Below are 24,406 nucleotides of genomic sequence, written 5' to 3' on the forward strand. Positions count from 1 at the left end.
GGCAGGCTCCCGCGCGCCAGACAGGATGAGGCTTTCCATGCAGAAACACCCCGTCGGGATCATCGCGGCCGCGTGCCACCTGCCTCCCGAAACCACGACGCTCTCGAAGATCCTGAGCGCCGAAAACGTCAATGGCGCGGGGCCGAAGGTCGCCGCCCTCGGCTTTACCGGCGTTCACGTCTTCACCGGGGAAAGCCCGACGGACATGGCGGTCGAGGTCTCCCGTCAGGCTCTCGCGGAGGCCGGCGTCTCGCCGCTCGATCTTGATGCCGTGATCGATTTTTCGGTCATGCCGCAACGCTATGTCGAGCCGGCATGGTCGATGAGCAACGAGCTCCAGGCCGAACTCGGCGCGAAGAACGCCTTCACCCTCGGCTTCAGCGGCGGCGGCGCGGCCAATGTCCATGCGGCGATCAAATTCGCCACGGCGCTGATCCTGGCCAATGACGATGTCGACACGGTGCTTCTGGCGGCCTCGGACCAGGCGATTTCCGGCAACCGGGTGATCGGCGCCGGCGACGAGCCGGTCACCGTCATCGGCGATGCGGCGAGCGCCCTCATCCTGCGCCGCGACGCGGGTCGGGCGCGGGTCGTCGACACCCGCCTCGCCTCGCGCGGCGCGCTGCACGACGTGCTCTACATTCCCGGCGGCGGCATGCGCCACCCGACACGGCTCGACCTCTACAAGCTGACGCTCGACGCGGAGAAATACGCCGCCGCCGACCGGCACGGCGAATTGGGCAGTCTCGTCGACGCGCTCCTTTCCCGCCACGGACTGGCGCGCGAGGGCATCGACCGCTTTCTTACCGCCCATGTTTCCGACGCGGATCTTGCCGGCTTCGACGCGGCGCTGGCGGCAGGAGACCGGCTGATCCGGCCCGACGCATCGGCGCGCGGGCATCTTCACTCCAGCGATCTGGTCTTCGGCCTGCGCGATCTTCTCGCCGGCGACGAAACGCCGGACACCGTGCTGATGGCATCGCACGGGATGGGTTTTTCCTACGGCGCGACGCTTTTGCGCTTCCAGTAAGGAGCAGGACACATGGATCACGTCGGCATTCTTTCCGAGGCGTTCTACCTTCCTCCCGACAAGAAGCTCGTCTCGGATGTGTTCCGCGACGAGGACGTGCCCTTCGGCACCTTGTCGAAGAACATCGACTTCCAGCGCGACATCGGCATCCACGACATCCATGTCACCGACGAAATGCCCTCGGTGCTGGCGCTCGAGGCGGCGCGGCGGGCGCTGGACGAAGCCGGCGTCGCGCCCGACGAGGTCGATCTCGTCGTCGACTTCACCTCCATCCCGGAAGATTACGTGGGGCCGACCTGGTCGGCTGCCGGTCTCGTTCAGGAGGAGCTTGGCCTCGTCAACGCCTTCGCGACCGCCGTCAACACCGGCGGCTGCGCCAGCTATCACCTGGCGCTGAAGTCGGTGATGTCGCTCATTCTCTCCGACAGCGGCTTCGAGACGGCGCTGCTCTTCGCCGGCGACCGCACGCCGGAACTGAACAAGACCTACTATCCGATCACGGTGGCCAGCGACGGCGGCAGCGCCATCGTGCTGCGGCGCAACGCCGGTCGCGCCCGCATTCTCGGCGTCGAGACCATCTCCATCGGCAGGCTGCACGATGTCTGGTATGTGCCTGGCCTGCAAAGCCGCCAGCCGAACGAGGAGGTTTCGGAAAAGCTGCTGCACATGTACGCCAAGATGGACAAATTCAACGAGGGCGTCATTCCGATCAACTTTCGTATGTTCGGCAAGGTGATGAAGAAGCTGCTCGACAAGTGCGGCCTCACGCAGGATGACGTCGACTATTACATCTACCCGACATTCTCGACCTGGGATCAGGCCTATTTCATGAAGAAATTCGGCCTTACCCGCGACAAGGTCTACACCAGCGCACTGAAGCACCGGGGCCATGTGCAGGAAAGCGACATGGTCATCAACTACGCCGAGGCCGTCGCCCAGGGGCACATCCGGCCCGGCGACAAGGTGATGGTGGTGTCGAACGGCGCGGGCTTCGCCTGGTCGGCCGCCCTGGTCGAACACTGAGGCGTTCGGCATGTCCCCTGCCGCGACGCAGACGAAGGCAACCGGCCTTCTCGTTCGCGAGGAGGGACGCGCCGGCCGCATCACGCTCGACCGGCCGCGCCGGCTCAACATGCTGACGGCGGAGATGGTCGAGGGCATCGACGCCGCTCTCTCGGCCTGGCAGCACGACCCGGGGATCGCGCTTGTCATCATCGATGCGTCGGGAGAGCGGGCCTTTTCCGCCGGTGGCGATATCGCCGCCGTGCACGGGCTGGTCGCCGCCGGAGACACCGCCGGGGCGTTCCGACACTGTCTTGCGGAGTATCGACTGGATCTGAGGATCGCGCGCTTCGGCAAACCCATCGTGACGCTCGTCGACGCGGTGGCGATGGGCGGTGGCATCGGCATCGCCTGCCATGCGGCGCATCGGGTCGTGACGCCGCGCGCCGCCTTTTCCCTGCCGGAATGCGCCATCGGCTGGCTGCCGGATTCCGGCGCGACCCACCTTCTTTCCGGGATCCCCGCACCCCTGGCCGCTTTCCTGGCGCTGACCGGAACCCGGATCGGCGCGGCCGACGCCATCGACCTCGGCTTCGCGGACACGCTCGTTGCCACGGACAGCCTGCCCGAGCTCGTCGCCGCGCTGTGCGCCACCGGAGATCCGGCCCGCATTGCGGGCTTCGGTCAGCGCCCCGGCACGGGGCTGCTTGCGGGTGAACGGCCATGGATCGAGGCCGCCTTCGCAGCGCCGGGCGTGCCGGAGATCCTCCGCGAACTGGAAACGCCCACGACGGCGCGCGCGGACAGCAGCCCGCATGCGGCCTGGCGGGAAATGACGTCCAGGGCGCTCAGGCGTGGATCGCCCCTCAGCCTGGCGCTGGCGCTGGCAGCACTTGAGCGCGCCCGGCGGCGCCCCGGCCTGGAGGCGGCGCTGACGCGAGAGTCCCGTGTCATCTCCCGGCTTCTCGCCCATCCGGACTTCCGCGAAGGGGTGCGCGCGGCCATGATCGACCGGGACCGCAAGCCACACTGGCGGGGCACCCATGAGGTCGCCCCTCCGCCGCAGGAGATCAACGGTTACTTCGAGCCGACTTGCGCGTCTCTGGACCCTTCCTTCGCCTGAAGGTCTTTCGCGCCGCGTCATACGCAAACACTCCTAGCGCTGCGTACAAACTATATTTCCCAGCACTGCATCGACACCTTAACCTCGCGCTCAGGACGCAATAAAAACCCAAAAAACCACTTCGGGTTGCGCCTCTTCCCGGTCGGCAGCCGCCGCCGGATCGCCGGAGCGGGACCGTTTTCTCCCGCCCGGGCATGCAAGCGGGACAGGACAATGACCTCAGTGCAAACGACTTCCCGATCCTCGCTCATGGCGAACTGGCCGACGCTCGCCGTCGCGGCGCTGGGATCCTTTCTGGTGATCCTCGACGTGACGGTGGTCGCAATCGCGCTCCCCTCCATCGAGCGCGAGCTCAAGGCCAGCTTCGCCGAGCTGCAGTGGATCATCAACGCCTACAACATCGCCTACACCTCGGTGCTGATCGCCGTCGGGGCCTTCGCCGACTGGTTCGGTCGACGGCGGGTGATGGTCATCGGCCTGGTGCTGTTCGGCCTCACCTCTTTGATGGTGGGCCTTGCCGACACGCCAACGGCCCTGATCCTCGGTCGGGTCGCGCAGGGGCTTTCGGCGTCCGCCATGCTGATCCTTGGCGTCGCGCTCATCTCCAACGCATTCCAGGGGGCCGACCGCGCCCAGGCCTTCGCCATCTGGGGCGTTTCCATCGGTTGCGGCGCGGCCTTCGGCCCGATTGTCGGCGGCATTCTTGTCGACACGTTGAGCTGGCGGTGGATCTTCCTTCTCAACGTGCCGATCGTCGCGACGCTGGTCGCGCTTTGCTACTGGCGGGTCGAGGAGTCGGCGGATCCCGATGCGGGCTCGCTTGACTGGATCGGCATCGCGACCTTCACCGCCGCCCTGGCCTGTCTTTCCTATGGCGTCATCGAAGGCGGCGAACTCGGCTGGTCGAGCGGCTCGGTGCTCACCGCGCTTATTGCTGCGGTGGCGCTGCTGGCGCTCTTTGCCGCGGTCGAACTCACCATCAAGCGCCCGGCTTTCGATCTTCGGCTGTTCCGCATCCCGACGTTCACCGGCATCCAGCTCGTCTGCGTGCTCAACAGCATCACCTTCTGGGTCATGCTGGTCTACCTGCCGATCTACTTCCAGGTGGTACACGGCATGTCGGCGTCCTCGGCCGGGCTCATGCTGATGCCGATGACGATCCCGCTGCTTCTGTTCGCGCCGATGGGGGCAAAGCTGGCCGCTCCGGAGCGCTTCGGCGTGCGCGGCCTGATTGCCTTCGGTTGCGCGCTGATCGCGGTCGGCTTCGTCTGGCTCGCTGTCGCCCCGCCAGCGGAAGTGACGCTGTGGGTCGTCGCCTTCCTGCTGCTGGGCATCGGCACCGGGCTGATCAACGGCGAGCTTTCGAACGTCGCCACCGCCGTGGTGCCGCCGGAGAAGGCCGGCATCGCCTCCGGCGTCAACATCACCTTCCGCCATGGCTCGTTCACACTGTCGATCTCGGTCTTCGGCGCGATCCTGCTGTCGAGCGTCACGCTGCAACTGTCGGGTTCCGGCGAACTGGCCGCCTCGCTCGGCGACGGGCTGCGGGAGACGGCGAACATGATCGCCCGCGGCGACTTCGCCGGCGCCGTGACCAGCGCCCCGGTCGAGGTGCAGGCCGCTGTCGAGGGCTTCGGCCGCGACAGCTTCGCCGCCGCCTTCTCCGTGTTGCTGTGGATCGTGGCGCTGCTCTCGATCGCCGCCGTTCTGGTGTCGGCGATCATGATCCGGCGGCGCGACCTGATGGCGGGACCCGAGGCGGTCACCTCCCCCGCCGGGGAGTAACGCCTCCTCCGGCGGTCGACCGTCTCGCTGCCGCGCGGCCTCCCGAAAGGGGCCGCGCGGCTTTTTTTTCTGACACCAGGCGCGCGAGGACGAGCGACGCAAAAAGGGCGGAGCGCCTCCGCGCCCCGCCCATTTAAGTCTCGGCTTTGCGATGTCCCTTGTTTTCGGGCGCCGCTCAGCTCCAGTAGGTCAACGGCTTGTCATCACCGCGATAGCCGACGAAACAGGACATGGTGACCCGCCGGCCGCCAACTCCCGGCGACACGCAATGGATAAGCTGCGAGTTGAACAGAACCAGGTCGCCATTGGCCGGGCGCACGATGAGACGCGGTGCGTCGAGCTCGGACCTGTCGAGCCCGTCTGTCGTCGCCTGAATGCGGTCCTGCTCCGGGGTCGGCTCGCTCAGCCAGAGTTCCAGCTCCCCGCCCTCCGGCGGCATGTCCAGATAGACATTGACGGCAATCTGCCCGGTCAGACCCGAATTGCCGTCCTTGAGCATCCGCGCCAGCCGGTCGTTGTGGGGCAGCATGTTGGCGCCGGGTTCGATCACCCGGCACGTGCCGACAAAGCTCTTCTTGCCCTCGATCACCTGGATCGTCGCGCCCGGCGTCCAGACTTCCTCAAGCAGCAGGCGGAAGTGATCGAGCGGGGTCATGCGCGGATAAACCAGATCGCGGATGCCCCAGATCGAGCGCACAGCCGCACTGTGGTAGCGCGCGGCGTTGTCGTCGTCATTGCCGACATCGACATACCCCATGCCAAGGCGCTTCAGCGCGTTTTGGACCTTATAAGCCTCGAGCTCCGAGTGGCCGGCGACCCGGTCCGAGAATTCCGCCGAGAGATCTTTCGGATAGAACCCCGGAACGTGAATCACGTCGACCGTTCGTTCGATCAGCCCACGGACGCTTTCTTCGGTCAACTCCCTGGCAATTTCCACCGTCTTCAACATGACGTCCCTCCCTTTTTTGCAGAACATCTTTATCCGGCGCGAAGCATTCGCCGACGGCGTTGCAGATCTCACCGAAATGATTTTCTGAAAATTATCTTCGAGAGCGGAAGGACGAACAAATATCGTTTTCGTCTTGCGGAGAGAGCGATGACCGCCCGCGCCAGGCTACATGCCGCCAATGCGCCCGGCGATGCGCCCCAAAACCCGCCGGAAGGTACCGCCAGCGCCGCGCGGATCGGCCTCGGCGAGCGGGTTGGTCAGCGTGCCGGCGTATTGGAACCCCTTTTCGGGGTCGTCCGGATCGATGAGCTGCTGGTTGTCGCGCAGTTGCAGACGGTTGATGCAGTTCCTGGGAAACTCGGGGCGAAAGAGATCGTGGCGCGCAAACTTTTCCGCAAGCTGCGGCTGCGAGCGCTGATAGGCGAGAACGCTGTCGGCGACCAATTGCCAGAAGCGGTCGTCGGAAAGGACGCCGGCTTCCTCGAGCAGCACCGAGAGATGCCGGAAGAAGCAGTCGAAGACGTCGGTGAAGATGCCATCGAGGCGAACCTCGTCGCCGAGCGTGACGCAGTTTCGCCGAACCGCGGGAGGCAGCGTGTCGCATCCCTCCAGCACGCGCATTTCCTCGGCCAGGTCCTTCATCACGATCCGGCTCGGAACCGCCCCTTCCATCACCAGGATGACGTTCTCGCCGTGGGGCATGAAGATGAGGTCGTAGGCGTAGTAGCAGTGGAGCAGCGGCACCAGATAGGCCTCGAGATAGCGGCGGATCCAGTCGGCCGCGTCAAGGCCGGAGCGTGCGATCAGCGCGCCCGCCAGCGGCTTTCCCTGCGGGTCGACATGGAGCAGCGCCGCCATTGTCATCAAACGCTCGCCGGGGCGGATCAGGTTCACCGGGTTTTCGCGCCAGACGGCGGCGAGCACGTCGCGATAGGGTGAATTCTCCGGCAGCGCCTCTGCGTGATAGGCATTCAAATAGCTCATCGTCGCAACCTCGCGGATGAGCGTGAAGCCGTTCTTCTGGAGGAAGGCATCGCGCGAAAGCAGCGTGTGAAGCCAGTCGTTGAAGGGCGGCGTGGTCTCCATGTCCTCCCGCGACAGGCCGCGCTGCAACAGGAATCCCATGTTGAGGATCGACAGCGCCATCTTCACGTAGCGCCGGGAGGGCGTCGTCGCATTGAAGAAGGTGCGGATCGACTGCTGCGGCTGATACAGGTCGGGCGAGAGGCCGAGATAGACGATCCGCCCCTCCGCGATCTCTGGCGCGAAGCTCATGGAGATGCGGTTGAACCATTGCCACGGATGGACCGGCATGAAGAGGAATCTGGCCGGATCGAGGCCGCGCGCGGCGATCTCCGCGTTGAAGCGGACAATCGCCTCCGGCCCCAGCTCCTCGGCCATCAGGCGCATGTGATCAAGGCCCGAAACGGCGGTGAACGCGGCGTTTCGGGCATCGACCGCGATCCAGACGATGGGCAGCGGGCCGGCAGCCTCCGGGGCGTAACGCGGGTAGTCGGCGGTGCTGAAGCCAAGCCGCCCGCTGTTGGCCACGAAGGACGGATGGCCCTCGCTCATCGTTGTCTCGATGGTCTGGAAGTCGGCGTCGGCGAGGTCGTCGACATCGTGCGGCCGGTTCTCGCGCTTGTAGGCGCTCGAATAGAGAATGCTCGCGATCTCGTCGAGATAGACCGGCAGCATCGCATCGCGAATGCCGAGCTTCTGCTGGAACTCGATGATGAACGAGAGCACCGAGAGCGGCGCGGCGACGGCCTTGCCGTCGATGGTCCGGGTCTTTTCGATCGAGGCGGGATCGACCAGCCAGGCGTCGAGCGAGAGCCGACGGGCGCGAAACCGGTAGATGGCGCCATGCGCCGGCGCTTCGAGCCGGTAGCGCGTCCAGGCGCCGCCGCCGCCCTCGCGCTTCGGTTCGATCAGCAGTTCGTGGGCAAATTCGGCGATGGCCTTGCGCAGCAGATGCCGGTTCACCGTAACCCAGGTCTCGGTGCGTACATGCGCGACGGCACGCGCCTCGCTGCCCTTGTCGCCGAAGTCCATGGTCCGCGCGTCCATCTCCGCCCCTTCCCGCTCAGCCGCCGACCGAGGCGGCCTCGCCGCCATGCCCGGCGGGCGCGGAAAAGCGCTGGTAGGCGATGCTGCGCTCGACCGGATAGACCTCGCGGCCCGTGACGGCGCGCAGGATGCGCGAGTTGCGGTGGCAGGCCTGGCCAAGATCGGGCGGCAGATAGGCGTCGGCGTGGATCTCCGAATTCACCACGAAGATCTCGCCGCCTTCCCGGTCGACGGAACAGTTGCCCGCGACGGCGAAACGGCCCTCGCCCGCCCAGTTGATCCGCCCGGAGATCGGCGCGAGATAATCGGGCCGGCGGAACCGGTAGCCGGTTCCAAGGATGACCACCTCCGAGGTCAGCTCGAAGGAGCGCTCCTCCTCCATCTGGCGGAAGCTGAGCCGGAACGGCCCGTCCGCACCCTGGCGTTCACAGCCGGTGATCTCGCTGTTGGAGATCAGCAGCGTCTCGATGTCGCCGCCAAGCAGCTTGCGATAGCGCAGGTCGAAGATATCGTTGATCAGCGAGGGATTGATGCCCTGGAAGATCGCCTGCATGGAGCGCACCAGGTCCTCGCGCTTGCCGCGCGGCAGCGAGAAGAAATAGTCCGTGTAGTCTGGCGTCGTCATCTGCAGCGTCAGCTTGGTGAGTTCGCGCGGCACCAGCCGCGACGAGCGGGTCACCCAGTTGAGCCGGTATCCGTGCCGGTCGATCTCGCCGAGAAGGTCATGATAGACCTCGGCCGCGCTCTGGCCGCTGCCGACCACCGTTATGGAGCCCGCCTGGCGCACCTCGTCGCGATAACGCATGTAGTCGGCGGTGTGCAGGACCGCGTCGCGCTCCGCCTCGCAGGCCTGCGGGATGAACGGGCTCATGCCCGAGCCGAGTACGATATGCCGGCCGCTGAGTACCTTGCGATGCCCCATCCTGGTGTTGAGCACCGTGACCCGATAAAGCCCCTCCGCCTCGTCATAGTCGATGCGTTCGACCTGCCGGTTGAAGACGAGATTGTCGAGCCGCGCCGCCGCCCAGCGGTAATAGGCATTGAATTCGTTGCGCAGCAGGAAGAAATTCTCGGTGTCGAGCAGGAAGGCATAGAAGGCGTAGATGCGGCCGGTCTGCTTGAGATAGTTGAGGAAGGAAAACTCGCTGGTCGGGTCGGCCAGCGTCACGAGATCGCACAGGAACGGCGTCTGCAGCGTCGCGGTCTCGAGCAACGTGCCCTCGTGCCAGTCGAACTGGCCCTTGCTTTCGAGGAAGACGCAGTCGAGCTCCTTGATCGGATGGGCGAGGCAGGCAAGGCCCAGATTGAACGGGCCGATGCCGATCCCGATGATGTCATGCGCTTCAGCGGTCATCCGCCCCTGTCCTTTCAAGATGCGGCGCGGATGCGCCAGACCCGGCGGCCGTCGCCCCTTCCGCCATCGTTTCGCAAGCGTCTCCGCCGCTGTCGCGAAATGTTAGGCTCCCCCTCTAGGTATTTGAAATATAAGTTGGTCGTGCCAGTCGGTGGGATTTCGTCTCAGCCAGGGCCTCAGTAGGAAGACGAGCCGCCACCGCTGAAGTCATGCGCCTCATGGCCCTCGATGGCGGGCGAGAACACGCTGATGCAGAAGGAGGCGTTGCGCACCACCATGCGGTGGGCGTCGTTGCGGTTCATGATGAAGGCGGTTGCCCCTGCCCCGTTGGTGTCGATCGGGTGACGTCCCTCGTCCCAGACATATTCGCCGCTGCCGCGCACGTAGTAGCAGCTCTCGAAATGCTGCCGGTATTGCAGGGGAGAGTCCGTGTCCGGGTTTCCGAGCGTCTGGCAGAGCGCGAATCCGAACCCGTCGCTCTTCACCAGAAGCCGCCGGCTCCTGCCGTTGCCCCAGAAGACGTCGCGCGGCGTGCCCACGGTATCGGCAACGCGGCGCACCAGCGGATGGGCCGGCAGATCCTCCTGCGGCCCCGTGCCGCCAAACACCGTGCAGAGCCGTAGGCGCGTATCGGCGAGAAGGGAAAACGAAACCGAGGCGCGCGCGGCGATGAGCATGTCCGGCCCGAGCGGCCAGGTCTCGCCGTCGAGGGTCACGCTGCCCTCGCCCTCGATGCAATAATGCGCCTGCGCCGGGAATTCGCGTGCCGCATCGCGGCACAGCGTGTCCCCCTGGCCTTCCGCAAACAGGGTGTCATAGACCGCATGGCCGACCTGGTCGGCGCGCGAGACCACCTCGCGCGAGGCGACGGATCGAAACAGCGGGGCATCCCCGGCGGATTTCAGCGTGCGAACGATCATGGCACCCTCCCCTGAGGCAAGAGCCCGCGCGCCGCAAACCACGAGCAAGCCCGCCCGCTGTGCGCGAAGCCTTACATCGAATACTCCATTTCGAAAACATCCTCGCGAAAAAGCAACCATCGCGACAAGAACATGCTTGTCCAACAACTTTAATTCGTCAAACCAAAACAATGACATATATGAAAATAATATAATCTATCCGCGTTATTTATATTTCGGGCACATCTTCCCGGTCAAAGACCTGTGATTTCCACCAATCAGGAACCTTGGAGATACTTTTCAAGGATGCTCCCGTGCTCGGCCAGTGCCGGCCCGGCGACGCGGACCTTCGGGTGTCGCCGGGGCGCGGCGGCGAACGGCAGATCCGTTTCGATCTCGGCAACGCGATCTCGAGCGACGGCGCAGGCCGCATCCGCTCGGAACGGACAGGCGACCTGACGCTGATCCGCATCCGTGACGAACGCTACGAGGTTCCAGACGCGGTGATCTTCGGCGGCTAGCGCCCGGCGCGAAGGCCATCCAGGGCAGCGTCCAGTTCTGCATAGCCATCGATGAGCGCATCCGCGCCCATCGCCTCGGCGTCTCCGGCGTGATAGCCCCCGCTCAGCACGACCGCCGGAATGCCGGCGGCCTGCGCCGCGCCGACATCGGCCGGGCTGTCGCCGATCATAACGCAGTGCCGCGTCGCAACGCCAAGCAGCACGGCGGCGTGAACAACCATCTCCGGCCGCGGCTTGCGCGTCGCGCAGGTGTCTCCGCCGACCACGGCGCCAAGATGCGCGTCCATGCCGAAATGGGAGAGGATCCGCCGCGACATGGCCTCGGGCTTGTTGGTGACGACGGCAAGCTTCAGCCCCTTGTCCGCCGCACGCGCCAGCGCCTCGAGAGCACCCGGCAGCGGTCGGGTGCCGACCGTCAGATGTCCGTCGTAGATCTCCATCATCCGCGCAACGCGCGCGGCCAGAGCCTCGCCCGCCGTCTCGAGCCCTCGCGCCCTTGAGGCCCGCTCGACAAGCTTTGCAATGCCATGGCCGATCATGCCCTTCACCTCGTCGAGGGAAAGCGGCGCAGCGCCCTCCTCGGCGACCAGGATGTTCAGCGATGCGGCGAGGTCGGGCAGGCTGTCCACCAGCGTGCCGTCGAGGTCGAAGAGCAATGCCTCGATGGTCCGTGATTCGGTGATTTCGCCGCTCATGTCCCGTTCCTTCCCCTTTGTCGCCGCCGTTTCCCGTTGGTCGTCCACATGCACGACCGCCGGCGGGCGCGCGTTCTTTTGCCAGCGATCCGGAGCCGGCGCAATCGGCTGCATGGCGTCGTCGTCGGACAGCCGCCGCTGCCGGGGTTTCCGCCGTTTACGGCGCCTTTCCGGGGCCGCGCCGGGTTAAAAAAATGGCGAAACGGTGGAACCATCGTGGCGGGAGCGCGTTTGAAACGTGTCGCATCCGCGCCGCGTCCTGCCGCAGGCGCGTTTGCGGCCCTCTTGCGCATGTGGCAGTTTGACGGGGCGCAACCTGCCATTCTTCGATGCAGCCGGCTTTTTTCGGTCCAGCAAGGCGGGGTGCGTGCCGACCGGTCACCCGGGGCCTTGCCGTTCATGGCAGCGGCTCCTCCCTGCGGGCACCCTGCCCGTCATCTACCGGCTTCGTGCGGGGTGCGGTCCGCCTCAGGACCGCCCATACCCCATCGCCGGGCGGAGCGATCGCGATGCGATCGGGCTCGCCCGTGCCCAACGACTTGATCGCGCTGGCGCGCTGTGCACGCCGGCGTGACGAACGGGCAAGAAATCTCATCGCGTTCCGGGCGGTCCGAGCAGGGCTGTCCGGTTCCTATTGGCAGACAGGGGGCTTGCCAGCCATGTACACGCTCATTCTCGTTCCGGTCGACCTGCGACATGTGGAACGACTGAAAAAGGCGCTGAAGACCGCGGCCGATCTCTCCAGCCACTACGGGATTCCGGTTTGCTACACCGGGGTTTCCTCCTCCGCGCCCGGAACGCTGGGCCACACGCCGGAGGAATACGCGGAGCGGCTCAAGGCCTTCGCGTCGGCCGAAGGCAAGGCCAACGGCATCGAGACCACCGCGCATGCGGTGATTTCCAACGACCCGTCCATCGATCTCGACGCCACGCTGCTCAAGGCCGTGACGGACACGGGCGCCGACCTTGTGGTGATGGCCTCCCACATTCCCAACATCGCCGATCACCTGTGGCCGTCCAACGGCGGCACGATCGCCGCACGCTCCGCCGCATCGGTCTTTGTCGTGCGCGGCGAATGATCCGTCCCAATCCCAGTTCCCCCTGCAGACACAAGAGGAAAACAAAGAATGTCTGACGAGACCAGCACCGGGATCCCGGCGCCCGAAGGTCCCACCGAGCTTATCGATACCGACTTCGAAATCGGTCAGGATAATCTCGAGGGCAGCGTCGGGCCGTTCGGCTTCGACATCCACAATCCAGTCTTCCTCATCTCGTCGCTCGCCATTATCGCCTTCGTGATCTACGCGCTTGCCGCGCCCGAGCAGGCCAGCAGCTTCTTTGGCGCGCTTCGCCCGGCACTGACGAGCACGTTCGACTGGTTCTTCATGATCTCGGCGAACATCTTCGTGCTGTTCTGCCTGATGCTGATCGTCAGCCCCTGGGGCAACGTGCGGCTCGGCGGCAAGGATGCGACGCCGGACTACACCTATTCCGGCTGGTTCGCCATGCTGTTCGCCGCCGGCATGGGCATCGGCCTGATGTTCTTCGGCGTGCTCGAGCCGGTCTATCACATGGCCATTTCGCAGCCGCTCGGAACCCCCTCGCCCTTTGCCGAGGACGGGTCGATCATCGCCGCCAACGTCGATGCGGCAAAGTCCATGGGCCTTGCCGCCACCATCTACCACTGGGGCCTGCACCCCTGGGCGATCTACGCGATCGTGGCGCTGGCGCTGGCGCTGTTCTCGTTCAACAAGGGCCTGCCACTGTCGATCCGCTCGGCGTTCTATCCGATCTTCGGCGAGCGCGTATGGGGCTGGACCGGCCATGTGATCGACATGCTCGCCGTTTTCGCCACGCTGTTCGGCCTTGCCACTTCGCTCGGCCTCGGCGCGCAGCAGGCGAACGCCGGACTGGAGCATGTCTTCGGCATTCCCAACACGACGACCGTGCAGGTGATCCTGATCGTCATCATCACCTCCATCGCGCTCATCTCGGTGCTGCGTGGCCTTGATGGCGGCGTGAAGGTGCTGTCGGAGATCAACATGGGCCTCGCCGCCCTGCTCCTGCTGTTCGTGCTCTTCGCCGGCCCGACCGTGGCGATCCTGAAGGACTTCTGGCAGGGGCTGACCGCCTACGCCACCGACCTGGTGCCGCTGTCGAACCCGTTCGGGCGGACCGACGATGACTACCGCCAGGGCTGGACCGCCTTCTACTGGGCGTGGTGGATCTCCTGGTCGCCCTTTGTCGGCATGTTCATTGCCCGCGTCAGCCGCGGCCGGACGGTACGCGAGTTCCTGACCTGCGTGCTGATCATCCCCTCGGTGGTCTGCGTGCTGTGGATGGCCGTCTTCGGCGGCGTCGCCGTCGACCAGGTGCTGAGCGATCCGGCCACCAGCGCGGTGAAGGCCAATGTGATCGACGCCTACCATCCGGAACTGTCGCTCTTCGCCATGCTGGAGGGGCTGCCGTTCTCCTCGATCACGTCGACGCTCGGCATCATCCTGGTGATCGTGTTCTTCGTCACCTCCTCCGACTCCGGCTCGATCGTCATCGACACGATCACGGCCGGCGGCAAGGTCGACGCACCGGTGCCGCAGCGCGTGTTCTGGTGCACCTTCGAGGGGCTGGTCGCGATCGTGCTGCTGATCGGCGGCGGATTGAGCGCGCTGCAGGCGATGGTGATCTCCACCGGCCTGCCCTTCACGCTGGTGCTGCTGCTGATGTGCGTGGCGATCTTCCGCGGGCTGCAGAGCGAAGCCCGCTGAGCCGGCAAACCGCGATCAGAACCGGCGCGAGGTTCCTGCCCCGCGCCGGCGGACTTGTCCCGATCCGCGGGCAGAAGCAGCCGCTTCTGCCCGCGTTTTGGTCTTGAAACGGCGCGATCCTATAAAAAATGACCTTGTCAGCACTCCCGCGCCGCCCTTAGGATTCACTGTGATGGTTTCCGTGTGGCAAAGCCGAGCACGGATGAAAAGGGAACACGGTGCGGCGTACCCATCAGGGGCCAAGACCGTGGCTGCCCCCGCAACTGTAAGCGGCAAGCGATGCCCAGGATGCCACTGGCCGACAGACGGCCGGGAAGGCGGGCAAAGCAACAGCAACCGCGAGCCAGGAGACCTGCCATCATTGGCGACGTGATTTTCACGTCTTTTTTCAATCGCTTGGCGCACGGAGGGTGCGCAAGGGGGCTTATAATGCATATCGAACCGGGCGTCGTAACCGGCGCCAAGATGATGTTGAGCTACGCAACTGCCGTCGGCTCTGTCGGCCTGATCGCGAAGATGTCCTTCGACACAATCCGCAAGGACGGCGGCTTCGCTGCGCTGGTTCTGCGGTCGGTCATCGCCACCGCGCTCGTCTTCTGCTTCTTCGAGGTGCTCCCGACCCGACCGGTCGGCGTCTCGGAGGTGCACATAATCCTGGGATCGACACTCTATCTGACGCTTGGAGCCGGTCCCGCCGGTATCGGCCTGGCGCTCGGCCTGCTGACCCAGGGCCTCTTCTTCGCGCCAGCCGACCTGCCGCAGTACGCCATCAACCTGACGACGCTGATCGTGCCGCTGTACGCCATGAGCCATCTGGCGCGGCGGATCATTCCCGCCAGCACCGCCTACAAGGACGTCAGCTACGTCCAGGCGCTGGCGCTGTCGACCAGCTACCAGGGCGGTATCGTTGCCTGGGTGGCGTTCTGGGCGCTTTATGGCGGCGGTTTCGGCGCGGAGAACCTGGCCAGTGTCGCCAGCTTCGGCGGCGCCTATCTGACCGTGATCATTCTCGAACCGCTTGTCGATCTGGCCGTTCTGGCCGGCGCCAAGACGCTCGACAAGGCGCGCACGGGACTGCTGTTCCAGTCACGCCTGCATCAGGCCGCGGCCTGAGCAGCGCCTGAGCGGACAACCTCCGCCGCCGGGACGCATTTCGCCTCCGGCGGCGGGATTTGCCTCTGGACACGGCCCACAGAGGCCTTGTCTTCCTCGAGGAACCTGTTTTCCTAGCGGAATCGGGCGCATGGCCGGGTCGCTCTGGTGGATCGTCCAGCTTCCCGCGCCCCGTGAAACCCAATCCGCGTGACCCAAATCGGGGCGCAAGATCGACTCAATGGAAGGATCGACAGCATGAAGAAATTTGCCAGTGCCGCCCTCGCGCTTGCCGCGACCACCGGTGCCGTTTTCCTGACAGGCGCAACGCCGGCACTCGCCCACCTCGCCCCCGGCGAGCACGGTTCCTTCGCTGCTGGCTTCTCGCATCCGCTGTTCGGCACGGACCACATCCTGGCGATGGTCGCCGTCGGCCTGTGGGCCTGGCAGATCGGCGGGCGCGCGGTCTATGTGGTGCCGGCAAGCTTCGTCGTGACCATGCTGGTCGGCTTCGGCCTGGCGCTCGGCGGCGTCGGCCTGCCCTTCGTCGAGCCGGCGATCCTGGCGTCGGTGGTGGCCCTCGGCCTGATGGTCGCCCTCGCGGTTCGTCTTCCGGTCGGGGCCTGCGCGGCGATCGTCGGCATCTTCGCCCTCTTCCACGGCCATGCCCATGGCGGTGAAATCGGCTCGGCCACGCAGCTCGCCTACGCCGCCGGCTTCGCGATTGCCACGGCGCTGCTGCATGCTGCCGGCGTCGCGCTCGGCTTCGGCACGGGCGCGCTGGCGCGTGCCGCCGGCGCCAAGGGGCTGACCGTCACGCGCGTGCTCGGCGGCCTCACCGCGCTCGCCGGCGTCGCCCTTTTCTACGCCTGAGCATTTCCGGCAATCGGCGCGACAGGATTTCGAAATTCTGTCGCGCCGAAACGCAAATTTGCATCGACGGGCCGCCACGGCCCGAAAGGCCCGGACGGATCCCGCCCGGGCCTCTTTTCCCTCCGCTTGCATCAAGTCGACGCTCAGATATCCCCGCGCACGGGCGGGCGGTGCGCTCAGACGCGCCGACAGCCTCTTATTTGGCCGCGTCGCGCCGGGCGATCCAGTCGTGGTCGGGATGGTTCTTGAAGCGCCATTTGCGCAAGGGGCCGGCCATGACGTTGAGATAGTACATCTCGTAGCCGTGCGGCGCGCCGCAGGGGTGATGGCCTTTCGGCACCAGGACGACGTCACCGTCGCTCACCGCCATGGTCTCGTCGAGACTGCCGTCCTCGGTGAAGACCCTCTGGAACCCGAAGCCGGTCGCCGGGTCGAGCCGGTGATAATAGGTCTCCTCCAGATAGGTCATGTCCGGGAAGTTGTCCTCGTCATGACGGTGCGGAGGATAGGACGACCAGTTGCCGGCCGGGGTGAAGACCTCCGTCACCAGCAGGCTGTCGGCGACGTCGCTGTCCTCCATGGCGATCGGATGGATGTAGCGGGTATTGGCACCCTTGCCGCGTTCCTCGAAACCGATGTCGGAGATCAGCGCGACCTCGTGCCCGCTCTTGCCCGGCGCGCTGCATACCGCGAGCGTCAGTCCGGTTGTCGCCGTCGCCGACCAGGCGCTGTCGTTCGGCACATAGAGGCAGGCCGGCTTCTTGCGCTCGAAGACGCTCATGCGGTTGCCAAGCTCGCCGAAGTCCTCGCCGCCGGCGGACAGCTTCGCCCTGCCCTCGACCAGAACGAGGATAGCCTCCCGCTCGCCGGTCTCTTCGGCAACGCTCTCTCCCGGCGCGAGTCGGTAAAGCGTGAAGCCGACGTAGCCCCAGCCGGCGCTTTCCGGCGTGATGTCGTGCACCTTGCCGTGCGCGCCGTTGGGCTTCACCAGAAGATCGGCCATGTCGTCCACTCCCGTTGTTTGGTCTGGTCGTCAGTCGTTCGTCGCCCGGTCGAGGCCGACGCGGCGGGCGGTTTCCCTGAGCGCCTTGAGGCCCATCGACTGATAGGTGAACGGATCTCGGACCAGCGGATCCTGCTCCGCCTCGATCACCAGCCAGCCCGAATAGCCATGCCGGGCGGCACAGGCGAGCACGGGGGCGAAATCGACCGCGCCCTGCGGGTCGCCCGGCACCGTGAAGACGCCGCGCCGGACGCCCTCCAGGAAGCTCAGGCCCTGCTCTCGCACCTGGCGCATGATTTCGGGCCGGACGTTCTTGGCATGGATATGCGAGACGCGGTCCATATGCTTCTCGGCGAGGCGCGCGGGATCACCGCCGCCGAAGAAGGCGTGGCCGGTGTCGAGCAGCAACCGCGTCGCCGGGCCGGTCAACGCCATCAACCGGTCGATCTCTTCCTCGCTTTCGATGATGGTGCCCATGTGGTGATGGTAGACGAGCGGCACGCCCGCGCTGGCGCAATGGGCGGCGACCGTCTCCAGATCGGCGCAGAAGCGGGCGAAGCGCTCCGCCCCGAGGACCGGCCGGTCGTTGAGTGCGGCCGCGTCCTGTCCGTGGATCGCGTTCGACGTCTCGCAGGCGATCAGGACCGGCGACCCCATCGCCTTCAGCCGGGCGAGATGCGGACCGATGGCGGCGATCTCGTCCTGCGCCGATCGCTCCAGCAGGTTGAGCGAATACCAGGCGGAGACGAAGGCCAGCCCGTGGGGAGCCAGCGTCGCCGCAAGCTCGAGCGGATCGGTGGGGAACTTGTGGCCATTCTCGATGCCGTCGAAGCCGATTTCGGCCGCCTGCGACAGGCAAGTCTCGAGCGGGATATGGGCGCCCAGGGTCTGGTCGTCGTCATTGGACCAGGCGATCGGGTTGGTGCCATAGAGGATCATTGCGCGGGTCTTTCGCAAGAGGCAGCCGCAGGCCGCCGGGTGTTCAGGAATTTCTCTGCTTTACCGCCGCCTCGTAGCCGGCGCGGGCGGCACGCACCTGGGGCCGGGCGGACACCTCCGGCACGGCCACGTCCCACCAATGGCCGCCGGCGTCGGTGGTGGCGAGCGGATCGGTGTCGATGACGATGACATGGGAACGCGCCGAGGTCCGGGCACGGGCCAGCGCCTCCTCCAGCGCCGCGATGCCGTCGACCTTCTCGGAGATCGCCCCCATGGAGGCGGCATGGGCGGCGAAATCGATGTCGGCGGGAACCTCGTGGCGGGCGGTGTCGAGCAGGTTGTTGAAGCTCTCGCCGCCGGTGGCCATCTGCAGGCGGTTGATGCAACCGAAGCCGCGGTTGTCAAGCAGCACGACGATGAGCTTGCGCCCGAGCATCACCGAGGTGGCAAGCTCGGAGTTCATCATCATGTAGGAGCCGTCGCCAACCATCACCGCGACCTCCCGGTCGGGATGGGCCATCTTGACGCCAAGGCCGCCGGCGATCTCGTAGCCCATGGTCGAGAAGCCGTATTCCAGATGGTAGCCGTTGGGCCGCGACGCGCGCCAGAGCTTGTGCAGCTCGCCGGGAAGTCCGCCGGCGGCGCAGACGACGATGCCATCCTCGTCGAGCCCCCGCTGCACCGCGCCGATCACCTGCGCATCGGAGGGAAGCGCGTTGCCGGCGGGCGCGGCCGTCGCCGCCTCGACGGCGGCAAGCCATTCCGCCTTGAGCGATGCGTCGGGCGGGGTCGCGCAGTAGTCGCCGAGGCTTGCATCAAGATCCTCGAGCGCGGAGCGCGCGTCGGCGAGCAGCGGCATCGCGCCATGCTTGGCCGCGTCGAGCGGCGTGACATTGACGGACAGGATGCGGCGATCCGGATTGCGAAACAGCGCCCATGAGCCAGTGGTGAAATCCTGGAACCGGGTGCCGAGACCGATGACGAGGTCGGCCTCGGCGGCCACCGCGTTTGCCGCCGACGAACCGGTCACGCCGATGGAGCCGAGGTTGAGCGGGTGGTCGTGGCGAAGCGCCGACTTGCCCGACTGCGTCTCGGCGACGGGAATGCCCCGGTTGCTGGCGAAATCGGCAAGCACGTCCTGCGCCTGCGAATAGAGCACGCCGCCGCCGGCGACGATCAGCGGCCGCTTCGCCGCGCGGATCGCCTCCGCGGCGCGGCGAAGCTCGGCACGGTCGGCGCGCGGCCGGCGCCGGTGCCAGACACGCTCGTCGAAGAACGCCAACGGCCAGTCGAAGGCCTCGGCCTGAACGTCCTGGCAGAAGGCCAGCGTCACCGGCCCGCATTCCGCCGGATCGGTGAGCACCGACATGGCGCGCGGCAACGCGCTCAGCAGGTGCTCGGGCCGCTGAATGCGGTCGAAATAGCGGCTCACCGGGCGGAAGCAGTCGTTCACCGAAACGGTGGCGTCGGCGAAGTCCTCGACCTGCTGCAGAACCGGGTCGGGCATACGACCGGCAAAGACGTCGCCGGGCACGAAGAGCACCGGCAGCCGGTTGACGTGGGCAAGGGCGGCGGCCGTCACCATGTTGGTGGCGCCCGGGCCGATGGAGCTGGTCACCATCATCGCCTGGGCGCGGTTGCGCGCCTTGGCGTAGGCGATGGCGGCATGGGCCATGCCCTGTTCGTTGTGGCCGCGCCAGGTGGGAAAGGCATCGCCCGCGGCCTGCAGCGCCTCGCCGAGGCCGGCGACATTGCCGTGGCCGAAGATCGCCCAGCAGCCGGGGATCAACGGCTCGCCGGCGTCGTTCCGCTGGGCCGCGAGGAAGCGCACCATTGCCTGGGCGGCAGTGAGACGGATCGTGGTCATCGCTTTGGTTCTCCCGAAAGACGGCAGCCGGTCAGCGCGCGGCGACGGTGGCCCGCGCCCCGTCCCAGATCGCGCAGAGATCGGCAAATGTCGAGGCCATTTCCTCAATCGCCTTCGCGTCGTCGATCTCACCGGCGAGCCAGCGCCGGGCCGGACCGAAGAAGATCGTGCGGCCGACGGCGAAGCCCTTCACCAGCGGGAAGCGGGCGGCGACGGCGAAGCTGTCGGCAAGCTCGCGCATCGGAGCGTCGAGGCCGAGCACGACGATGCCGCGCACATGGGGGTCGTTTTCCTCCACCGCGCGACAGGTCTCGCGCCACCCGGCCTCGCGCGTCATCGGCTCGAGCTTCCACCAGTCGGGGTAGACGCCGATCTCGTAGAAGCGGCGGATGGCGCGGGCGGTGGTCCCGTCATCGACCGGCCCCGCCTTCGAGGGGATGATCTCCAGAAGCAGTTCCAGCCCGTTGGCCCGCGCCGCGCGGGCAAGGCGCAGGACGGTTTCCTCCTGCCGCCGGCAGAGCTCGGGCGTGTCGTCGGGATGATAGAAGCAAAGCACCTTGACCACCTGGCCGGCGGGCCACTCTGTGAGGTCGCTGCCGAAATCCGGGCCGATCTCCAGTTCCAGCGGGCGCGAGCCGGGACGTTCGACCGGGCGTCCGGTCCACAGCCCGGAACCGGCGGCGCGATAGAGCGCCTCCTCGCCGATCCGCCCGTCGCACAGGATGCCATACCCCTCGCCACCACCGCGCGCGCGCACCTTGCAGGCAGCCGCCAGGCACAGCTCCTTGAAGGCCGGCAGGCGGGCGCGGTCGGCGCCGAGCTCGTCGGCGAGATCCTCAAGCTGCTTGCGATGATCGAAGGCGAAGACGCGCATCACCGGCCACGCGCCCTTGCGGTTTGTCGACCAGTGAATCTGCTCAAGCTCCGCGTCCTTGCGCAGCGCCGGCACGCGCACGCCGCGCTTCAGGAAGAAGCTCAGTTCCTCGAAGCTCGGATATGAGGGCGTACAGCCGTGACGCGAGACGGCGAGCGCGCCGCAGGCATTGGCATAGGTCAGCGCCTGCTGCCAGCCCTCGTCGCGCAGCCAGCCGCGCAGCAGGCCGGACATGAAGCCGTCGCCCGCCCCCAGCACGTTGAACACCTCTATGGGAAAGCCCGGCCCAGAAATGCCGTCATCCAGATCGGCCGGGATCGCCCCCTCAAAGGCGACCGCCCCCATCGGCCCGCGCTTGCACACCAGCGTCGCCCCCGACACCGCACGCACGGCGGCGAGCGCGGCGCGCGTATCGGTGGTGCCGCCGGCGATGTGGAATTCCTCTTCCGTTCCGACGATGAGCTCGAAGAGCCCGAGGTGGGACTGGAGCTTCGCCGTTACCGCCTGGGAGGCGATGAAGCGGCTCTCGCCCGCGTCATGACCGGCCAGCCCCCAGAGATTGGGCCGATAGTCGATGTCGAGCGCGGTGCGCGCGCCGTTCTGTCGCGCCAGCCGAAGCGCCTTGAGAACGGCGGCCTCGGTGCGCGGATGCGACAGATGCGTGCCGGTGACGGTGACGCAGCCGGCCTCGGCGATGAACGCCGGGTCGATGTCGTCCTCGCAAAGCGCCATGTCGGCGCAGTTCTCGCGATAGAAGATGAGCGGGAACTGCTCCTTGTCGCGGATGCCGAGGAGCACGAGTGCGGTCAGGCGCTCGGGATCGGTGACGACGCCGCGCGTGTCGACCCCCTCCCGCTCCAGCTCCTCGCGCAGGAACCGGCCCATGTGCTCATCGCCGACCCGGGTGATCAGCGCCGAGCGCAGACCGAGACGGGCGGTGCCGGTCGCCATGTTGGTGGGGGAGCCGCCGACATACTTTGCGAAACCGCGCATGTCCTCGAGCCGGCCGCCGACCTGGGAGCCGTAGAGATCGACCGAGGAACGCCCGATCGTGATCACGTCGAGCGGATGCGCCCGTGCCGGCGCGCCCTCGCGTCCCGTTCCGCTGTCCATTCGCCCGTTCCTCCCGGCCTCCGGTTCGCCGGAGGGCCCTGATCTTGTCCGCTGTTGTCCGCCGCAGGGTCTCAAGCCGGCCCGATACGGCCACGCGCCCATCGGCGTGCTCACCTCGCCTGATAAAACGGAACATAAATTCCATTTTTGACCATCGCAACCGGTTTCTTGGCCCCGCCCCCTGCCGTCCCCGATGGTATCGGCGGAGCGAGAGCGGCCCAAATGCACGCGCCGTCCCCGCATTTTGGCAAGGACACGCATAAAAACAGATGACTACGGCCAACACCGAACCTCACGCCTGCATTCCGGCCTGCGAAACAAGGTGCAAGGCCGCAGCGGACCGCAAGGCTGGAAAAGCGTATACCGGCCGTCTTCTGCGGCGATATCGCCCCGTCCCCGGGGGCCGGAGTGAAGGCAGGCCGGGTCTTTGATCGGTCCTACTCCGCCAAATCATGTGTCGTATTGGAATTTTTGTTCCATATCAGATCGGCATCGCCCGCCGGACAGCGAAAATGCGCCGAAGACGGTGCGAAAGACCTGGCCCCTCGCCGCGACGAGGCGATTTTCATTGCAGTGCATCATGAAACGTGGTCTACCCGCACCGTCAGCACCGCGCAGAGACACGAGTCATTCGTGCGAAGGTGCGCATGACAAGCGACCTTCCTAGCCGATCGTCGCCTTGCCGCCCGAACAGGCGGCGCGATCCCCGAGGCGGCTGGTCTGCGCAAGCTCCCCGAAAACAAAAACTGACGACCGTTGTGTCGCGCGCTGCCATGCCGGCCGCGTCGACGCACAACCATCAAGGATTCCGCTTGACCAAATTTTCCGATCTCGGCCTCGCCGACCCGATCCTCCGGGCGGTTGCCGCCGAAGGCTATGATTCGCCCACGCCGATCCAGGCGCAGGCGATCCCGGCCATTCTCTCTGGTGTCGACGTGCTGGGCCTCGCCCAGACCGGCACCGGCAAGACCGCAGCCTTCGTGCTGCCGCTCCTTCACCGCATCCACGAACTCCAGAACCGGCCGATGCCGAAGACGACCACTGCGCTGATCCTCGCTCCGACCCGTGAGCTTGCAGCGCAGATCGCCGACAGCATTCGCGCCTACGGCCAGAAGATGCGCCAATCGTCCACCGTCGTCGTCGGCGGCGTGCGTGCGATGCCGCAGGCCCGCGCCATGGCGCGCGGTCTCGACATCATCGTCGCAACGCCCGGCCGGCTGATCGACCACATGGACGCTGGCGCCGTGCGTCTCGACCAGACGACGACCATCGTCCTGGACGAGGCCGACCACATGCTGGACCTCGGCTTCCTGCCGGCGATCCGCCGCATTCTCTCGGCCCTGCCGCGCGAACGCCAGACGATCCTGCTTTCGGCGACCATGCCCAAGCCGATCCGCGCGCTTGCATCCGACTTCCTGAACAATCCGACCGAGATCGCGGTGGCTCCGGCCTCCACGCCGATCGAGCGCATTGAACAGAAGGTGATGCTTCTCGAGCGCGACGCCAAGCGTCAGGCGCTGGTCGAGGTGCTCCGCGATTCCGAGAACATGAATCGCGCTATCGTCTTCACCCGCACCAAGCACGGCGCTGACAAGGTCACCCGCCAGCTTGAGCAGGCCGGCCTCTCGGCCGCCGCCATCCACGGCAACAAGAGCCAGGGTCAGCGCCAGCGCGCGCTCGACTCCTTCCGCTCCGGCCGCACGCCCATCCTGGTCGCCACCGACATTGCCGCCCGCGGCATCGATGTCGACGGCGTCTCGCATGTGGTCAACTACGAGCTGCCGAACGTTCCGGAAGCCTATGTCCACCGCATCGGCCGCACCGCGCGTGCCGGCCACAGCGGCATCGCCGTGTCGTTCTGCGACCGCGAGGAGCGTCCGTATCTGCGTGACATCGAGCGCCTGATCGGCATGACGCTGGTCGAGCGCGAGGATGACCGCGACTTCATCGGCCAGGGCAAGCCCGCCCGCAAGCCGGGCGGAGGCTCCGGCCCGCGTCGTCCGCGCCAGAACGGCGCCCCGGGCGAGGGCCGTGGCCGTCGCGAAGGCGGCGGTGGCGGCTTCGGCGATCGCAACGCGCGCCCTGCCAACGGCGGCCCGCGTGACGGACGCTCCGGCGAAGGCCGTGGTGGACGCGACGAGATCTGGTCGAACGACGGTTCCTCCAACCGCAGCGGCGGACGCGGCCGGACCTCCGGCGGCGAAGGCCGTTCGGCCGGTGCCGGCGCTCCGCGCGGCGAGCAGAATCGCGGCGACCACGCCCGCACCGACCAGCCGCGCGGCCCGCGCAGCGACAGCGGCTTCGAGGGACGGCGCCGTCCCGCCGCCCCGCGCGGACGCAGCGGTGGCGCCGAACGCTACAGCTGAGCGGATGCTCCCAGCCTTGCCTGACCATCCTTGAAAGAGGCGCCCGAGACCCGGGCGCCTCTTTTGTCTTGTGCACAGCCCGACCG

The 24,406-nt window shown here is 66.6% G+C and carries 19 protein-coding genes and 1 riboswitch; of the genes, 10 read left to right on the top strand and 9 right to left on the bottom strand.

The features are described 5' to 3' along the window. Positions 1-37: 37 nt before the first annotated feature. From ACSLUQ_RS08645 to ACSLUQ_RS08660, 4 genes are all read left to right on the top strand, one after another. Positions 38-1,030: a hypothetical protein gene (locus ACSLUQ_RS08645; protein ID WP_461808261.1), complete on the top strand. Its 993-nt coding sequence runs from the start codon at positions 38-40 to the stop codon at positions 1,028-1,030. 12 nt (positions 1,031-1,042) lie between these two features. Continuing rightward, the gene (locus ACSLUQ_RS08650) at positions 1,043-2,053 is read left to right on the top strand and encodes a 3-oxoacyl-ACP synthase III family protein (RefSeq protein WP_417772663.1); all 1,011 of its coding nucleotides are present in this window, start codon (positions 1,043-1,045) and stop codon (positions 2,051-2,053) included. A 10-nt stretch (positions 2,054-2,063) separates the two neighbouring features. After that, complete coding sequence (locus tag ACSLUQ_RS08655) at positions 2,064-3,155, top strand: enoyl-CoA hydratase/isomerase family protein (protein WP_461808262.1); 1,092 nt, start codon at positions 2,064-2,066, stop codon at positions 3,153-3,155. Between the two features lie 213 nt (positions 3,156-3,368). After that, positions 3,369-4,940, top strand: coding sequence for an MFS transporter (locus ACSLUQ_RS08660; protein ID WP_417772661.1), 1,572 nt, complete (start codon positions 3,369-3,371; stop codon positions 4,938-4,940). Positions 4,941-5,115: 175 nt separating this feature from the next. Here ACSLUQ_RS08660 and ACSLUQ_RS08665 read toward each other — a convergent pair whose 3' ends face one another. The 4 genes from ACSLUQ_RS08665 to ACSLUQ_RS08680 form a co-directional block, all read right to left on the bottom strand. Then, positions 5,116-5,889, bottom strand: a complete 774-nt coding sequence (locus tag ACSLUQ_RS08665) for a 2OG-Fe(II) oxygenase family protein (protein WP_461808263.1) — start codon at positions 5,887-5,889, stop codon at positions 5,116-5,118. A 165-nt stretch (positions 5,890-6,054) separates the two neighbouring features. Continuing rightward, positions 6,055-7,959 (bottom strand): IucA/IucC family protein, encoded by a 1,905-nt coding sequence (locus ACSLUQ_RS08670; RefSeq protein ID WP_461808264.1) that lies wholly within the window; start codon positions 7,957-7,959, stop codon positions 6,055-6,057. A 16-nt stretch (positions 7,960-7,975) separates the two neighbouring features. Further along, entirely contained in the window at positions 7,976-9,313 is a 1,338-nt protein-coding gene (locus ACSLUQ_RS08675; RefSeq protein WP_461808265.1) for a lysine N(6)-hydroxylase/L-ornithine N(5)-oxygenase family protein, read from the bottom strand. A 176-nt stretch (positions 9,314-9,489) separates the two neighbouring features. Beyond that, positions 9,490-10,233, bottom strand: coding sequence for an ectoine synthase (locus tag ACSLUQ_RS08680; RefSeq protein ID WP_417772657.1), 744 nt, complete (start codon positions 10,231-10,233; stop codon positions 9,490-9,492). A 293-nt stretch (positions 10,234-10,526) separates the two neighbouring features. On the opposite strand from ACSLUQ_RS08680, the gene ACSLUQ_RS08685 reads away from it, so the two are divergent. Then, a complete protein-coding gene (locus ACSLUQ_RS08685; protein WP_461808266.1) occupies positions 10,527-10,733 on the top strand; it encodes a hypothetical protein in 207 nt (68 codons plus the stop codon). Here ACSLUQ_RS08685 and gph read toward each other — a convergent pair. Beyond that, complete coding sequence (gph, locus tag ACSLUQ_RS08690) at positions 10,730-11,428, bottom strand: phosphoglycolate phosphatase (protein WP_417772655.1); 699 nt, start codon at positions 11,426-11,428, stop codon at positions 10,730-10,732. The genes ACSLUQ_RS08685 and gph overlap by 4 nt on opposite strands. 659 nt (positions 11,429-12,087) lie before the next feature. On the opposite strand from gph, the gene ACSLUQ_RS08695 reads away from it, so the two are divergent. The 4 genes from ACSLUQ_RS08695 to ACSLUQ_RS08710 all read left to right on the top strand — a co-directional run bounded on the left by ACSLUQ_RS08695 (position 12,088) and on the right by ACSLUQ_RS08710 (position 16,158). Next, a complete protein-coding gene (locus ACSLUQ_RS08695) occupies positions 12,088-12,507 on the top strand; it encodes a universal stress protein (RefSeq protein WP_417772654.1) in 420 nt (139 codons plus the stop codon). A gap of 48 nt (positions 12,508-12,555) precedes the next feature. After that, positions 12,556-14,193, top strand: coding sequence for a BCCT family transporter (locus ACSLUQ_RS08700; RefSeq protein WP_461808267.1), 1,638 nt, complete (start codon positions 12,556-12,558; stop codon positions 14,191-14,193). 156 nt (positions 14,194-14,349) lie between these two features. Further along, a riboswitch (cobalamin riboswitch) is annotated at positions 14,350-14,567 on the top strand. A 55-nt stretch (positions 14,568-14,622) separates the two neighbouring features. Further along, positions 14,623-15,306, top strand: coding sequence for an energy-coupling factor ABC transporter permease (locus ACSLUQ_RS08705; RefSeq protein WP_417772652.1), 684 nt, complete (start codon positions 14,623-14,625; stop codon positions 15,304-15,306). A gap of 237 nt (positions 15,307-15,543) precedes the next feature. Further along, on the top strand, positions 15,544-16,158 hold the full coding sequence (locus tag ACSLUQ_RS08710) for a HupE/UreJ family protein (protein ID WP_417772651.1): 615 nt from the start codon (positions 15,544-15,546) through the stop codon (positions 16,156-16,158). Positions 16,159-16,354: 196 nt separating this feature from the next. On the opposite strand, the gene iolB is transcribed toward ACSLUQ_RS08710, so the two are convergent. From iolB to ACSLUQ_RS08730, 4 genes are read right to left on the bottom strand one after another with little or no spacing between them, the layout of a single operon-like run. Continuing rightward, positions 16,355-17,161 carry a 5-deoxy-glucuronate isomerase gene (iolB, locus tag ACSLUQ_RS08715; protein WP_461808268.1) on the bottom strand — a complete coding sequence of 269 codons (807 nt, stop codon included), beginning with the start codon at positions 17,159-17,161 and terminating at the stop codon, positions 16,355-16,357. A gap of 30 nt (positions 17,162-17,191) precedes the next feature. Then, the gene (iolE, locus tag ACSLUQ_RS08720) at positions 17,192-18,100 is read right to left on the bottom strand and encodes a myo-inosose-2 dehydratase (RefSeq protein ID WP_461808269.1); all 909 of its coding nucleotides are present in this window, start codon (positions 18,098-18,100) and stop codon (positions 17,192-17,194) included. A 43-nt stretch (positions 18,101-18,143) separates the two neighbouring features. Beyond that, the gene (gene iolD / locus ACSLUQ_RS08725; RefSeq protein WP_461808270.1) at positions 18,144-19,967 is read right to left on the bottom strand and encodes a 3D-(3,5/4)-trihydroxycyclohexane-1,2-dione acylhydrolase (decyclizing); all 1,824 of its coding nucleotides are present in this window, start codon (positions 19,965-19,967) and stop codon (positions 18,144-18,146) included. A 31-nt stretch (positions 19,968-19,998) separates the two neighbouring features. Then, complete coding sequence (locus tag ACSLUQ_RS08730) at positions 19,999-21,954, bottom strand: bifunctional 5-dehydro-2-deoxygluconokinase/5-dehydro-2-deoxyphosphogluconate aldolase (protein WP_461808271.1); 1,956 nt, start codon at positions 21,952-21,954, stop codon at positions 19,999-20,001. A gap of 812 nt (positions 21,955-22,766) precedes the next feature. Between ACSLUQ_RS08730 and ACSLUQ_RS08735 the strand changes: the two genes are divergently transcribed. Next, a complete protein-coding gene (locus ACSLUQ_RS08735; RefSeq protein ID WP_461808272.1) occupies positions 22,767-24,320 on the top strand; it encodes a DEAD/DEAH box helicase in 1,554 nt (517 codons plus the stop codon). The last annotated feature ends 86 nt before the right edge of the window (positions 24,321-24,406 follow it).

The organism is Stappia sp. ICDLI1TA098 (assembly GCF_054880955.1).

Excerpts from the sequence above, each read along its gene's own strand:
- ACSLUQ_RS08705 (WP_417772652.1), top strand. The coding sequence starts at position 14,623 with ATGCATATCGAACCGGGCGTCGTAACCGGCGCCAAGATGATGTTGAGC.
- ACSLUQ_RS08730 (WP_461808271.1), bottom strand. The coding sequence starts at position 21,954 with ATGGACAGCGGAACGGGACGCGAGGGCGCGCCGGCACGGGCGCATCCG.
- gph (WP_417772655.1), bottom strand. The coding sequence starts at position 11,428 with ATGAGCGGCGAAATCACCGAATCACGGACCATCGAGGCATTGCTCTTC.
- ACSLUQ_RS08675 (WP_461808265.1), bottom strand. The coding sequence starts at position 9,313 with ATGACCGCTGAAGCGCATGACATCATCGGGATCGGCATCGGCCCGTTC.
- iolB (WP_461808268.1), bottom strand. The coding sequence starts at position 17,161 with ATGGCCGATCTTCTGGTGAAGCCCAACGGCGCGCACGGCAAGGTGCAC.
- ACSLUQ_RS08650 (WP_417772663.1), top strand. The coding sequence starts at position 1,043 with ATGGATCACGTCGGCATTCTTTCCGAGGCGTTCTACCTTCCTCCCGAC.
- ACSLUQ_RS08665 (WP_461808263.1), bottom strand. The coding sequence starts at position 5,889 with ATGTTGAAGACGGTGGAAATTGCCAGGGAGTTGACCGAAGAAAGCGTC.
- ACSLUQ_RS08680 (WP_417772657.1), bottom strand. The coding sequence starts at position 10,233 with ATGATCGTTCGCACGCTGAAATCCGCCGGGGATGCCCCGCTGTTTCGA.
- iolD (WP_461808270.1), bottom strand. The coding sequence starts at position 19,967 with ATGACCACGATCCGTCTCACTGCCGCCCAGGCAATGGTGCGCTTCCTC.
- ACSLUQ_RS08695 (WP_417772654.1), top strand. The coding sequence starts at position 12,088 with ATGTACACGCTCATTCTCGTTCCGGTCGACCTGCGACATGTGGAACGA.
- ACSLUQ_RS08700 (WP_461808267.1), top strand. The coding sequence starts at position 12,556 with ATGTCTGACGAGACCAGCACCGGGATCCCGGCGCCCGAAGGTCCCACC.
- ACSLUQ_RS08645 (WP_461808261.1), top strand. The coding sequence starts at position 38 with ATGCAGAAACACCCCGTCGGGATCATCGCGGCCGCGTGCCACCTGCCT.
- iolE (WP_461808269.1), bottom strand. The coding sequence starts at position 18,100 with ATGATCCTCTATGGCACCAACCCGATCGCCTGGTCCAATGACGACGAC.
- ACSLUQ_RS08670 (WP_461808264.1), bottom strand. The coding sequence starts at position 7,959 with ATGGACGCGCGGACCATGGACTTCGGCGACAAGGGCAGCGAGGCGCGT.
- ACSLUQ_RS08655 (WP_461808262.1), top strand. The coding sequence starts at position 2,064 with ATGTCCCCTGCCGCGACGCAGACGAAGGCAACCGGCCTTCTCGTTCGC.
- ACSLUQ_RS08660 (WP_417772661.1), top strand. The coding sequence starts at position 3,369 with ATGACCTCAGTGCAAACGACTTCCCGATCCTCGCTCATGGCGAACTGG.
- ACSLUQ_RS08710 (WP_417772651.1), top strand. The coding sequence starts at position 15,544 with ATGAAGAAATTTGCCAGTGCCGCCCTCGCGCTTGCCGCGACCACCGGT.